Below are 12,690 nucleotides of genomic sequence, written 5' to 3' on the forward strand. Positions count from 1 at the left end.
GGGGCTTCCATACAGTTTTTTCTGGATCATATTATGGATTGTCATTACTTTTATAGCAGTCCTCATTCTATATTTCATTGACCCAGATAAAGAGGAGGTATAAGTAGATGGAACATTGGCAGATATCGATGTTAATCATGGTGTTGTATTTAGTTATTGCACTTATTGTTGGTGTAATGGCCGGTAGAGGTACGAACAAAGCCTCATTAGAAGAATTTACTACTGCAGGTAGAGGTTTAGGATTATTCTTAACTTGGTTTTTAATGGGTGGAGCGATTTTTAGTGCCTTTTCATTTTTAGGTGCACCAGGATGGGCATTTACACGCGGAGCTCCTGCGTTTTACATACTGGCATATTTAGCATTTTCACTTTTGCCTTGGTATATTATCGGTCCAAAGATCGGAAGAATTGGACGTAAATTCAATCTATATTCAATGGTCGGATTTCTACAGACGCGCTTTCGAAGTAAAGCACTTGGGATCCTTGTTGGGTTCATTGCCTTCTTTGCTTGTATTCAGTATTTAGCTACACAGTTACGTGGAATGGCTATTATTTTTAATCTTATGACGGAAGGAAGAATTGCTTTTTGGTTCGGCGCTTTGGTTGCTTATGCAATTGTCGTTACGTATGTGGCGACAGGCGGATTACGCGCAGCAGCTTGGTCTGACGTGTTCCAAGGAGCATTAATGATCACGGTATCTTGGGTTATAGGCATCATGATCGTAAAGAAAATGCACGGCACGACAACTGAAATGTTTTCAAAAATTGCAGCAGCCGATCCTGATTTCCTTCGAATTGGAGTAGAGGGTTCCACCATGTCAACTACTGCCTTTACTTCAGTCATATTAGTTTCCGTCATAGGTTTTCTTATGTGGCCGCATATGTTTGCAAGATCCTATTCATCCAATGCAGTGACGATAAAGAAGACGGTTATCGCTTATCCGTTATTTGCCTTATTAATTATCCCGTTATTACTTGCAGGATTCGCTGCGGTTGGGGTTGTGAATGTTAGTGCTGTCGGTGAATCCGATCAAATATTACCCTATCTCATTACGACATTTTTATCTTTGCCCGGCTGGTTATATGGTCTAGTAGGTGCAGCTGCATTAGCCGCAGCCATGTCGAGCGCTGATGTCATTACACATAGTGCATCCATGGAATTTACAGATGGCGTGATTAAAAATATGTTTCCGAATTTATCGGATAAAGTGACGCTATTGATTATGCGAAGTGCTGTAGTGCTAATTGGAGCTCTTGCCTATTGTATCGCGGTATTCGGCGGGCAAGGCGTAGTCGCTTTATTATTAGGGGCTTATGGTTCAATCATTCAGTTTACACCAGGTGTGCTGAGTGCACTGTATTGGAAACGCGTGACAACTCAAGGTGTGTTTACAGGAATAGTGGCGGGCTTTGTGGTCAACCTCTACTTCCAACTATTTGCAACGACAACACCGTTTGAAATACATCCTGGTCTTATTGGTTTAATTGCCAATACGATTGTCATGATCGGGGTCAGCTATATGACAAAACCAGATACAAGTTCAGTAGTTGAAAGTTATGTCAATGATCAAAAAAAGACAAAACCAATTAAAGGTAATAATACGACACCTGAAGCATCGATATATACGTATCAGTCATAGGGGGGATAAATCATGATGCAGATTGAGTTGCCGCGTTTACTTGACGATCTGGATAGCTATGCGGAATATGGTCGTGATGAACGTGGGGGGATTACACGCCCCAGTTTCTCACCCGCGGATTTGGAAGTTCGGTTACGCTTCATTAAAGAGTTACAGGATTTAGGTTTAGACATAACCATTGATGGCATTGCCAATATCTGGGGGAAGCTAAAAGGCAATGGAAAGAAAAAAGGGAGTATAGTCATCGGATCCCATTTAGACACAGTTCCAAACGGGGGGAAATATGATGGGGCCTTAGGGACACTTGTTGCAAAAGAGATTATTCGAACTGTAATCGAAAACGATATACCCTTAGATCACGACTTGGAAATCGTCTCTTTCACTGCAGAAGAGTCAAATGACTTTGGTTTGTCCACGCTAGGAAGCCGTGCTTTCGTTGGTAAATTGACGGAAGATGAACTACGAATTGCCACTGACTCTACAGGTCTTCTATTACGTGATGCTTTGCAGAAAGTACATGGAGATATCGAGCGGATACATGAAATGGCGTCGATGCATGAAGAGAAAAGAATCTTTGTGGAGATGCATATTGAACAAGGAAAGCGCTTAGAGTCAAATGATAAATCCGTAGCGATTATTAACAGTCTGGTTGGTGTTTACAGAAGTAAGGTAACAGTAATTGGAGAAGCCAATCATTCGGGAACGACGATGATGTCACATCGCCTCGATGCACTCACTGCTGTTAGTGAGATGATTCTTATAGTGGAACAAATTTGCGGGGAAGATGAAACGGATCTGGTGGGTACAGTAGGGAAATTGGAGGTATTGCCGAATGCCGTAAATATCGTTCCTGGGCAAGTAGAGTTCGTGCTGGAGATTAGAGGGGAATGCCAAGAGCGTATGGACCAAGTAGTAGAGAAGATTGAAACGAAGTGGAAGGAAGTGACACAACGCCGTAACGTGCAAATGAGTCAATCCATTTTACAGCAACAACAACCTACTACGTTGAATGAAGAAATTGTCTCCATTTTACAAGATTCCGCAGAACGAATATCTGTTCCGTATATGACGTTGCCGAGTATGGCAGTACATGATGCTGCTCATATGTCCCTAATTTCAAAATCTGCGATGATTTTTGTGAAAAGTATCGATGGCAAAAGTCATTGCCCAGAAGAATACAGTACACCTGAAGATATTAAAATTGCGAGTGATGTCATGTTGAATGGTATTCTCGCAATTGACCAGCAGATGGATTAAATGATCTGATCGCGCTTGATTGTTAAGGGTCTCGTTGATTTCAATCTAGAAAGGGATGGGTAGATGTGAAGTATCGTATAGAAAGTGACGCTTTAGGAGAGAAGCAGATTCCTACAAATGCTTATTATGGTATACAAACAGCTAGAGCCCTTGATAACTTTCCGATTACGGGGGAGAAACCACATCCGGAATTGATTAGATCTATAGCCATCATTAAAAAAGTTGCGGCTAAAGCCAATGCCGAGATAGGACTGTTGGATACATCCATCTCATTAGCCATCGGAAAGTCCGCTCAGGAAATGAAACTGGGTTTATGGAATAACCAGATTGTAGTGGATACGATTCAAGGAGGTGCTGGCACTTCATTAAATATGAATGTGAATGAAGTACTTGCCAATCGCGCAATGGAGATATTGAACAATTCCAACGTCACGGTTAGCTCAAACTCCCATGTCAATATGTCCCAGTCAACAAATGATGTAATCCCGACAGCCGTCCATCTTACCTTGCTTAAATTAGCAAAAGACTTGGGCACAGGTTTGAATACCTTGCATAAACAATTAGTCATTAAAGAGAAGGAATTTGAAAGCGTTATCAAAATGGGGCGCACACATTTGCAAGATGCCATCCCCATACGACTTGGTCAAGAGTTTGGTGCGTATGCCTGTGTCATTCGACGGGATATAGATCGGATTGAACAATCTGTACGGCAGTTAAATAAAATTAGTATTGGAGCAACTGCGATAGGAACGGGTCTAAATGCTAGAATTGATTACCGCGAAAAGATGATGGAATATTTAATAGAAGAAACAACCTATCCACTAGAAACAGCTGAGAATTTAGTGGATATTACACAAAATACAGATCGTTATACAGAAATCTCTTCTGCGTTGAAAATCCTAGCTATCAACCTATCCAAAATGGCAAATGATTTACGGTTACTATCATCTGGGCCGTTAACCGGATTCAATGAAATTAACTTACCTGCCAGACAACCAGGTTCATCCATTATGCCAGGAAAAGTGAATCCTGTTATTCCGGAAGTTATAAATCAAATATCATTCCAGGTTATCGGAAATGACCATGCCATTTCGCTTGCCTCTGAAGCAGGTCAATTGGAACTAAATGTGATGGGGCCAGTGATTGTTTCTAATTTATTAAAATCCTTTACGATGCTAACAAATGGCGTAGAAGTTCTGTCGGAGTTTGCAATTAAAGGAATTACGGCAAATGTTGAACATTGTAGAGAGTTAGTGGAATCAAGTGTTGGAATCGTAACTGCGATCAATCCGCACGTCAGTTATGAAATTGCCTCTAAAGTTGCAAAGGAAGCACTTGTCACGGGACAGTCCGTACGGTCAATTTGTATACGTCATGGATATCTGACCTCAGAAGAACTCGACATCATTTTGGATGCGAAGGAAATGACTGAACCCGGTATTGCCGGTTCAGCGCTTCTAAAAAAAGCAGTAGGAACATCTTAAAAATAGTATACCCCGCAAAACGATTTGAAATTGCTTTGTGGGGATATTTTTAGAATAGCTGAAGTAACTACATGGTCAATTATTAAAGAAGGCAATATATTCAACGTTGCGAGTGTAACGTAGGATTGTTTGAGGATAATTCCCTAATGAATTGTGAGATAACAGTAGAAAGCTCATACAATTCGAGGGAATCATCTTTATTTATATTAAACAATATTTCATAAGTAAATAAGGAGGGATTTTAAAATACTGGCGATGTTACCACTTGCTTCGACTCAAGTTATTCTTTTGCTAACCAAATTGTTTTAAATAATTCTAGGGGGAATGAAAATGATATTCGGTAAAACCAAATTCAATGGATGTATTGCTTTCTTCATGGCACTCACGCTAATTCTAGCAGGATGTTCATCCGAAGATGGATCATCTTCAAAAGCAGAAGCATCTGACAAAAGTGAATCCATTCGAGTAGGTCTGCAAGCACCAATGACCGGGGACAATGCCCAATACGGACAAGATATGAAAAATGGGGTTGATCTGGCTTTTAAAAAGATTAATGCAGAAGGTGGAGTAAACGGAAAGAAGTTGGAGTTAGTCGTTGGGGATGATAAAGCGACACCATCTGAAGCAGTTGCAGTGGTGAACAAAATGATTATGAATGACAATGTCAAAGCAATAATTGGCGGTTATAATTCATCACCAACTTTAGCGGCTCAAGAGGTTTCGAAAAATGCCAAGGCACTTCACGTCCACATGGGAGCAAGTCCGGAATTTACTACTTTAGATAATGACTATTTATATCGCATCATCCTAACTGGTCAAGTGTACGTTCCAGCAGTATTAAAATATATGGCTGAAGAAAAGGGAATCAAGAAAATCGCATCTATATATGAAAATACTGATTACGGAATCACCATGTCCGACTCTGCGAGAAAAGCAGCGGAATCTGTAGGTGTTGAGTTTATTGCAACGGAAACATATAACCCAGGAGATAAAAACTTCTCTTCCCAATTATCTAAAATTAAAAAAATGAAACCAGATGCCGTGATGATTGTAGGTCTCTACAACGAAGTGGCTTTAATTGCACAACAAGCAAAACAAGCAGGATTAGATGTTCAGTTTTTCTCACCTGACGACTCCATGTATTCCGAACAGTTAATTGAATTAGGTGGAGATGCAGTGGAAAATCATATCTTTGCTTCTATGATTAACATGGAAATGGATACAGAGGCAATGAATGAATTTATAAAATTGAGTGAAGAGAATAATATCGAGCCTGAAGCGAATACAGCAATCGCCTATGATGCTGCTTTGGCACTTGCAAAAGCCTTTGAAGAGGGCGGAGATTCACCAGAGAAAGTCCGTGACGCAATGGCGAAAATTCAGATGGAAGGGACAACAGGATTAATTCAATTTGACGAAGATGGCGAACGTTCAAATGCCCCAATGATCATGCAAGTGAAAGACCAGAAGTTTATAATAATCCAAGAATAGGGTGATTATTTATGATTGTCGACCAACTAATAAATGGGATTGTCTTGGGAAGCGTTTATGCATTAATGGCAATCGGATATACGATGGTTTGGAATGTTCTGCGATTCATCAACTTTGCACATGGTGAGGTATATATGGGAGGGGCATTTGTTGCCCTTACCACTATGTACTTAGGAGCCCCAGTTTGGTTGGCTTATTCATGTGGTATGTTATCAGGTGCACTATTAGGTTATTTAATGGAAAAGCTCGTTTATAAGAAAATGCGTACTGCTCCAAAATTGAACTTGCTTATAGCGGCTATCGGTATTGCGATTGTTTTACAAAACTCCGCACAACTTATCTGGGGAGCGTCACCTGAAAGATTGGCCTCACCTTTCCTTGCAAACAATGTTAATATCGGTGGAATGATGGTCAATCAACATTATATTTTCATCATTATTGTGACGATCATTGTCATGTTCCTACTTGAGTTTTTCATGAATCGTACATTAATGGGGAAAGCAGTGCAAGCAGCTTCCCAAAACATTCAAGCGACCGAATTAATGGGCATAAATGCAAACAAAGTCATTTCAATTACATTTGCAATTGGATCGGGCGTTGGTGCGCTTGCTGGTATACTAGTCGGTCCTGTATTCCTTGTCTTCCCGACAATGGGTGTATTTGCTGGCCTAAAGGGTTTTACCGCATCCGTTATGGGTGGAATGGGTAATATACCCGGTGCGATGGTGGCGGGTTTGATGCTCGGTGTGCTTGAGAGCTTCGCTGCTGGCTTTATTTCTTCCGGTTATCGAGATGCGGTTGCTATGGTCATTTTATTAGCCATTTTACTGCTTCGTCCACAAGGAATTTTCGGTAAAGTCGTAGCAGAAAAAGTATAAAGGAGTAGATGACATGGAACATATCAGAAAGTTGGGATATCGTCGGCTTGGATTGCTCATCGGAGTAATCGCCTTACTTATGATCCCCCTCGGAATAACGAATCCATACTTTATGTATGTCATTAATCTAATCCTAATTTATATACTTCTCGTACTAGGATTAGATTTAATAGTTGGTTATACAGGTCAAGTATCCATAGGTCATGGGGCATTTTTTGGAATAGGTGCCTATATCGCGGCTATATTTTCAACAAAACTAGGTCTATCTTTTTGGTTTACATTACCCATCGCGATTTTGGCAACTGCCATCATCGGTTTCATCATTGGATTTATCGGACTAAAACTGATTGAAGAATACTTGGTAATGGCTACGCTCGCATTTGGAACAATTATTTGGCTAGTTTTTCTAAATTGGACAGATGTTACAGGGGGGCCAATGGGAATTGCATTGATTCCTTCACCACCCGCAATGAATTTTGGTATTTTTCAGCTTTCATTTACTCAGTACGCTGATTATTACCCACTGTTACTGTTCTTTGTAATTGTAGCCATCATATTTACGAAGTTGCTGATCAATTCTGGTTTCGGAAGGGCTTGTACTGCAATTCGTGATGATGAATTAGCTGCACAGTCAATGGGGATTCCAGTATTTAGAACGAAAGTGGTCATGTTTACTATTTCAGCTGCCTATTGTGGGGCCGCGGGTACTTTATATGCTCACTTCATTCACGTTGTCAGCCCTGAGACATTCAATTTCACCATGTCCGTCACCATCTTAACCATGGTCATGATCGGTGGACAAGGATCCATCATCGGTGCGGTACTAGGGGCATCACTACTCACGATCTTTTCTGAAGCATTACGTGCAACGCCAGAATTACGCATGCTGATCTATGGATTGCTAATTGTCATCATGATGATGTTTTTCCCGAGAGGTATTATGGGGATTATCAATTACTATAGAAAACAAATTGAAAAACGAGCCTTACTTAAGAAGATGAAAGGAGCAAAAGCAACTGTAGATGTAAAGAAGGAGGGGTTAGGCTATGAATAAAGAGAATCTGACAGATACAGCTATCTTAACTGTAGCGGGCCTTTCCAAATCGTTTGGAGGGGTCAAGGCAGTAAATGACCTTTCCTTCTCAGTGAAAAAAAACCATATACATGCCATCATAGGTCCAAATGGCGCAGGTAAGAGTACGTTATTTAACCTGATTACTGGAATAATACCTCCTGATCAAGGTGAGGTACGTTTTTCTACAACGGATATTACTTCATTGAGCTCGGATCAGATTGCCAAGCATGGTGTATCTAGAACTTTTCAAAATATCCGTCTATTTCCGGACATGACGGTTTCCGAGACCGTTTTGATTGGAACCTATTTATTAACTGGTGCGAAGCTGGCTCCTGCCTTATTGCGAACGAAAGCATTTAGGGAAAAAGAACAGGCTGCAAAACAACGTGTGGAAGAGATCTTGAAATTCGTTGGGCTATGGGATGTGCGAGATGAGTATGCAGCGCAGTTGTCATATGGTAATCAAAGAAGAGTTGAAATTGCTAGGGCGTTAGCGACGCAACCACAACTCTTACTGCTCGATGAACCGACAGCTGGGATGAATCCAAAAGAAACAAAGGAATTAATGGAGTTATTTACCGCCGTAAATAATGAAGGCATTACAATTCTGATTATTGCACATGATATGAACTTAGTGAACACATTGTCTGACCATATTACAGTCATTAACTTTGGGGAAAAACTAGTAGAAGGAACTGCCGAAGTGATTCAAAAACACCCTGCAGTTATTGAAGCATATATGGGGAAGGTGAAGGTAGATGCTTAAAGTACAAGGGTTAAACACCTATTATGGTCAAGTGTGTGCCATTGAAGATATGAACATTCATGTGAAAGAACGGGAAGCGGTTTCCGTCATTGGTGCAAATGGGGCAGGTAAGAGCACTCTGTTAAAAAGTATCATGGGAGAGGTTCGTCCTAAAAGCGGGAAAATCACATTGTCCGATAAAACGATTACAAACTCCAGAACTTTTCGTTTAGTCAATCATGGGATGACGTTAGTTCCTGAGGGAAGGCAAGTATTTCCATATTTATCTGTTTGGGATAATCTACTTTTAGGCGGCTATACGCTAAGTACTAAAGAACGATTACAAATGGCTGAAGAAGTGTCTGAGCCATTCCCCATTTTAAGAGACCGAAAAAATCAGGCGGCAGGTTTATTATCCGGTGGAGAACAACAAATGCTGGCGATTGCCCGGGCAATGATGGTGAGTCCAAAACTATTATTACTTGATGAGCCATCTATGGGATTATCTCCGAGGCTTGTTTATGAAGTATATGAAAAAATAACAGAACTACATCAGCGAGGAACGACCATATTATTAGTGGACCAAAACGCTGAAATGGCAATTGATTTCTGTGATCGTGCATATGTCCTGATGGCGGGACGCCTCGTAGGTGAAGGAACAAAGGATGAATTGAAAGATACTGAAATTGTGCAAAAATCCTACTTAGGTTAAATTAGACATGCCGAAATAGTAGGAGGAATATTTTATAGAACGCCAACCTCACAAGCCGATTTGAATCGGTATGTGAGGTTTTTTTTTTGGAAGCGGACTACAAGTTTACTAATGGATAGTACGTATTTTACCATCTACATTACTATTGGCTAAAGGGCTAGACCTCTACTGAAGTAGAAGTGGGATGATTGCCCGGGGAATGGTATAAGGTGAAAGGATTTCAAACGTAATGGATGGTTATAAAAACAATGGAGTAGCACCTTCTGAATGGTGTGAAAGTGCAGAGGCTGCCGTCCATAGTATGAAGTATTGCTACGCAGGTAGTAACCAGTTAATCATGACGGTGGCCGCTACTACTATTATTAGCATTTCGGTTACAGTCAAAATAGATTGTTTTGGATCGTGTGTATACTTCCATTCGAAAAAGGCTCTGATCAGATAATCCAATATCGCAAATGCTATGACGGCGAAGAAAACCAAGTAAAGTAACTCCTCATCATGAAACAACAGTACAGAATATAAAGTGATGAGACTGATTGTAGAAAAAATCCGCAAAATTTTATCGATTTTCCGATGGGATTCATTTATATGATTATGAGAAAAAATTTTTTTCTTTACTTTTTCAATTTTAAGTAGCTTCCTTAGAAGAAACTTAACTAATGAAATAAGAGCAAAAACCAATACGACAATTAGAATAAATTTTATCCAAAACATACAACTCCCCCTCTTTCATTAAACATTTGTAATTTTCCTTATTCTTTCTATAAATTGCTGTGTAGGTTGACTACCACTCTTTTATACTTCATCACAATTATACCAAAGACATCCAAATTAATTCTTGGAAATTAAAAACACCGGTGAATATGGTATCTAGATCAACTATATACTAGTAGTTTTCGATTGTTGTGTAACTACCAAATAGCTACAAAGTAATACTTGAAAACAACAACATGATGGTTGGAAAAAAACGAATAGCAAGAATATATCGCGCTACAGGAAATCCATGCATATATCTACAGTTGGAAAAATGAGTACTACCAACATCGCTGGATCTATAAATCATCAAACGAATAGAAAGAGAGGTTGCCATTCTGGACGCTATGTATGATCGGAGAGATTCTGTCTAATCTTAAAGACATGGGCTATCCTGATGTAATCAATTATGAAATATACGTGTAAATAATCAATAACTAACAGGGGCGGAGGACTATACTTCCACTCCTGTTTTAGCGTATGTAAAATTTATTTTTAAAATCAGTATCCTTTTTTGAAAAACTCTCTATATGGAGTATGAGAAGTGCAAAGTGAGCACTCTACTACAACTTTTTTACAGGGGGAGAAACTATATGAAATTATTAATTGATGAAGAGTCGATACCGCTACTACCGTCGCTCGTACACTTAGTAGGAATTAACGGAGCATTATTTATGCAACAAGTGCATTTTCGCTCCCTTATATCCAAAAACGTTCGGGACGGCCATAGGTGGATTCATAAAACGTATATTGACTGGACAAAAGAATTTACATTCTGGTCTTCGAACACGATTAGACGCATTATTTATGATCTTGAAAATAAAGGCTATCTCATTTCGACAGATCACCATAACCGCATGAAAATCGACAATACGAAATGGTACCGAATCGACTATACTCGATTGCCTGCAAGTGCGTTCGAACATGAGCAAGTCACTTGCCCAGAACCGCCACGTGCACCTGTCGAAGTTGAGCAAGTCCACGTGGCGGAATTGGGCAAGCCAATAACTAAAGAACTTAAAGAATCTTTAAAAATAAAGAATAAAGACCAAGTCGAGATGAATCTCGACGTCGCACGTGTTGTCATTAATTATCTGAATGAGAAAACTGGAAAGCAATTTAAAGCCCATTCTACAGCAACCAAGAAGTTCATCAATGGCAGGATGAAGGAAGGCTATACACAAGAGGACTTCATGAAAGTCGTCGATCTCAAAGTATCCGAGTGGATCCACCATGCTGAATTCAACCGCTTCTTGCGGCCATCGACGTTATTTAACGCAACCAACTTCGAAAACTATGTCAATGAACTAGCTGCGGTACAGAAGCCGAAAAAGCGTATGCTCGCTCTGCCAGTGCTAGATTTCAATAAAGGGGATGAACACGTATGAATAGTGAACTAATGGAAAAAAGTCTTCTCGGTACGATGATGGAGGAAAATTATTTGGTTCTGGACAGCGGGATTCAAACCGCATTCTTTGAGACACAGCTGCACAAAAATATTTATCTAACCATGAAAGAATTAGCCAACAACGGACGCCCAATTGACTTCATCACATTGCTGACGACACGTGAGCCGGCAGAACTTGGTGGCGCCAATTACGTATCGGAACTACGTCGCTTTGCCAATCCTGCACGCTTTGACGAGTATTTAGAAATCATCATTTCCAAGTGGAAGAAACTTGAGACAGCGAGGATCCTACAGTCGGCACAGAACGAACAATGGGAGAACAGTGAGATTGTCAAAGCGTTAGAAGAGTTAGATACCGATCATAGGTCAGATGAATTATTGTTACTTGACGATTACCTCGTGAGTCAGTACGAACGCCCTTTCATCCAAGGACCGGACATGACAGGAATTAGCACAGGCTTACGGCCGATGGATTATCTGTTGAACGGATTCCAAGACAGTGAATTCATCGTCATCGCCGCTAGACCTTCCATGGGAAAGACGGATACACTCAATCATCTCGCGCTAACTGCCGGATTAAACGATCATTTACCGATCGTCTTTTCTCTCGAAATGAGCCGTAACACGATGACCGACCGTCTGATATCTACAGCGGGTGGATACAGTCGATTAAAGATGCGCAATCCATATAAACATTTTGATAACAGACAGAAGAATACATGGATGACAGCGCTCGATCATTTGCAAAGCGCTAAAATCCGTATCGACGACAGAAGCGGAATAAAAGTGAGTCAAATAAAAGCAACTGCTCGCAGAGTCATTAAAGCACAACCGGACAAGCGACCGATTATTTTCATTGATTACTTGCAAATCATCCGACCGGAGGAAAGAACGAATAACCAAAACCAAGCAATTGGCCAAATTAGCGCAGATTTAAAAGCGATGGCAAAAGAATTTAACTGCCCCGTTGTCGTCTTGTCTCAGCTTTCCAGAGCAGTCGAACAACGACAGGACAAACAACCGATGATGAGCGACCTACGAGACTCCGGCAACATCGAACAAGACGCCGATGTCGTGTGCTTCCTTTACAGAGACGATTACTACAATCAAGAATCGGAACTCAAGAACCATCTCGAAATCACGGTCGCTAAGCATCGTAACGGCCCAGTCGGTGGCTTCACTGTTTACTACAACAAAGACAACGGCCGACTCGCTTCAATGTCCTGAACCGTTTTATATATTTTGCC

The 12,690-nt window shown here is 40.5% G+C and carries 11 protein-coding genes; 10 read left to right on the forward strand and 1 reads right to left on the reverse strand.

Annotation, left to right across the window (positions count from 1 at the left end):
- The first annotated feature begins 107 nt into the window (after window positions 1–107).
- The 8 genes from CSV67_RS01705 to CSV67_RS01740 all read left to right on the forward strand — a co-directional run bounded on the left by CSV67_RS01705 (window position 108) and on the right by CSV67_RS01740 (window position 9,282).
- Window positions 108–1,640, forward strand: a complete 1,533-nt coding sequence (locus tag CSV67_RS01705; RefSeq protein ID WP_233192517.1) for a sodium:solute symporter family protein — start codon at window positions 108–110, stop codon at window positions 1,638–1,640.
- 12 nt (window positions 1,641–1,652) lie between these two features.
- Window positions 1,653–2,897, forward strand: coding sequence for a Zn-dependent hydrolase (locus tag CSV67_RS01710; protein ID WP_233192518.1), 1,245 nt, complete (start codon window positions 1,653–1,655; stop codon window positions 2,895–2,897).
- 65 nt (window positions 2,898–2,962) lie between these two features.
- Window positions 2,963–4,381 carry an aspartate ammonia-lyase gene (locus CSV67_RS01715; RefSeq protein ID WP_099629893.1) on the forward strand — a complete coding sequence of 473 codons (1,419 nt, stop codon included), beginning with the start codon at window positions 2,963–2,965 and terminating at the stop codon, window positions 4,379–4,381.
- Window positions 4,382–4,711: 330 nt separating this feature from the next.
- Window positions 4,712–5,872 (forward strand): ABC transporter substrate-binding protein, encoded by a 1,161-nt coding sequence (locus tag CSV67_RS01720; RefSeq protein WP_099629894.1) that lies wholly within the window; start codon window positions 4,712–4,714, stop codon window positions 5,870–5,872.
- An 11-nt stretch (window positions 5,873–5,883) separates the two neighbouring features.
- On the forward strand, window positions 5,884–6,750 hold the full coding sequence (locus tag CSV67_RS01725) for a branched-chain amino acid ABC transporter permease (RefSeq protein WP_099629895.1): 867 nt from the start codon (window positions 5,884–5,886) through the stop codon (window positions 6,748–6,750).
- Between the two features lie 13 nt (window positions 6,751–6,763).
- The gene (locus CSV67_RS01730; protein WP_099629896.1) at window positions 6,764–7,804 is read left to right on the forward strand and encodes a branched-chain amino acid ABC transporter permease; all 1,041 of its coding nucleotides are present in this window, start codon (window positions 6,764–6,766) and stop codon (window positions 7,802–7,804) included.
- Entirely contained in the window at window positions 7,797–8,591 is a 795-nt protein-coding gene (locus CSV67_RS01735; RefSeq protein ID WP_099629897.1) for an ABC transporter ATP-binding protein, read from the forward strand. Before CSV67_RS01730 ends, CSV67_RS01735 begins: the two co-directional genes overlap by 8 nt.
- Entirely contained in the window at window positions 8,584–9,282 is a 699-nt protein-coding gene (locus CSV67_RS01740; RefSeq protein ID WP_099629898.1) for an ABC transporter ATP-binding protein, read from the forward strand. The genes CSV67_RS01735 and CSV67_RS01740 overlap by 8 nt, the downstream gene beginning before the upstream one ends.
- Window positions 9,283–9,594: 312 nt before the next feature.
- Here the strand turns inward: CSV67_RS01740 and CSV67_RS01745 are convergent, their stop codons facing one another.
- Window positions 9,595–9,996: a DUF4181 domain-containing protein gene (locus tag CSV67_RS01745; RefSeq protein ID WP_099629899.1), complete on the reverse strand. Its 402-nt coding sequence runs from the start codon at window positions 9,994–9,996 to the stop codon at window positions 9,595–9,597.
- A gap of 632 nt (window positions 9,997–10,628) precedes the next feature.
- Here CSV67_RS01745 and CSV67_RS01750 point away from each other — a divergent pair.
- Window positions 10,629–11,423 carry a conserved phage C-terminal domain-containing protein gene (locus CSV67_RS01750; RefSeq protein WP_158232862.1) on the forward strand — a complete coding sequence of 265 codons (795 nt, stop codon included), beginning with the start codon at window positions 10,629–10,631 and terminating at the stop codon, window positions 11,421–11,423.
- The gene (locus CSV67_RS01755) at window positions 11,420–12,670 is read left to right on the forward strand and encodes a replicative DNA helicase (protein ID WP_099629901.1); all 1,251 of its coding nucleotides are present in this window, start codon (window positions 11,420–11,422) and stop codon (window positions 12,668–12,670) included. Before CSV67_RS01750 ends, CSV67_RS01755 begins: the two co-directional genes overlap by 4 nt.
- Window positions 12,671–12,690: the final 20 nt, after the last annotated feature.

Source organism: Sporosarcina sp. P2 (genome assembly GCF_002743255.1).
GTDB lineage: Bacteria > Bacillota > Bacilli > Bacillales_A > Planococcaceae > Sporosarcina.

Excerpts from the sequence above, each read along its gene's own strand:
- CSV67_RS01705 (WP_233192517.1), top strand. The coding sequence starts at position 108 with ATGGAACATTGGCAGATATCGATGTTAATCATGGTGTTGTATTTAGTT.
- CSV67_RS01710 (WP_233192518.1), top strand. The coding sequence starts at position 1,653 with ATGATGCAGATTGAGTTGCCGCGTTTACTTGACGATCTGGATAGCTAT.
- CSV67_RS01720 (WP_099629894.1), top strand. The coding sequence starts at position 4,712 with ATGATATTCGGTAAAACCAAATTCAATGGATGTATTGCTTTCTTCATG.
- CSV67_RS01725 (WP_099629895.1), top strand. The coding sequence starts at position 5,884 with ATGATTGTCGACCAACTAATAAATGGGATTGTCTTGGGAAGCGTTTAT.
- CSV67_RS01730 (WP_099629896.1), top strand. The coding sequence starts at position 6,764 with ATGGAACATATCAGAAAGTTGGGATATCGTCGGCTTGGATTGCTCATC.
- CSV67_RS01735 (WP_099629897.1), top strand. The coding sequence starts at position 7,797 with ATGAATAAAGAGAATCTGACAGATACAGCTATCTTAACTGTAGCGGGC.
- CSV67_RS01740 (WP_099629898.1), top strand. The coding sequence starts at position 8,584 with ATGCTTAAAGTACAAGGGTTAAACACCTATTATGGTCAAGTGTGTGCC.
- CSV67_RS01745 (WP_099629899.1), bottom strand. The coding sequence starts at position 9,996 with ATGTTTTGGATAAAATTTATTCTAATTGTCGTATTGGTTTTTGCTCTT.
- CSV67_RS01750 (WP_158232862.1), top strand. The coding sequence starts at position 10,629 with ATGAAATTATTAATTGATGAAGAGTCGATACCGCTACTACCGTCGCTC.
- CSV67_RS01755 (WP_099629901.1), top strand. The coding sequence starts at position 11,420 with ATGAATAGTGAACTAATGGAAAAAAGTCTTCTCGGTACGATGATGGAG.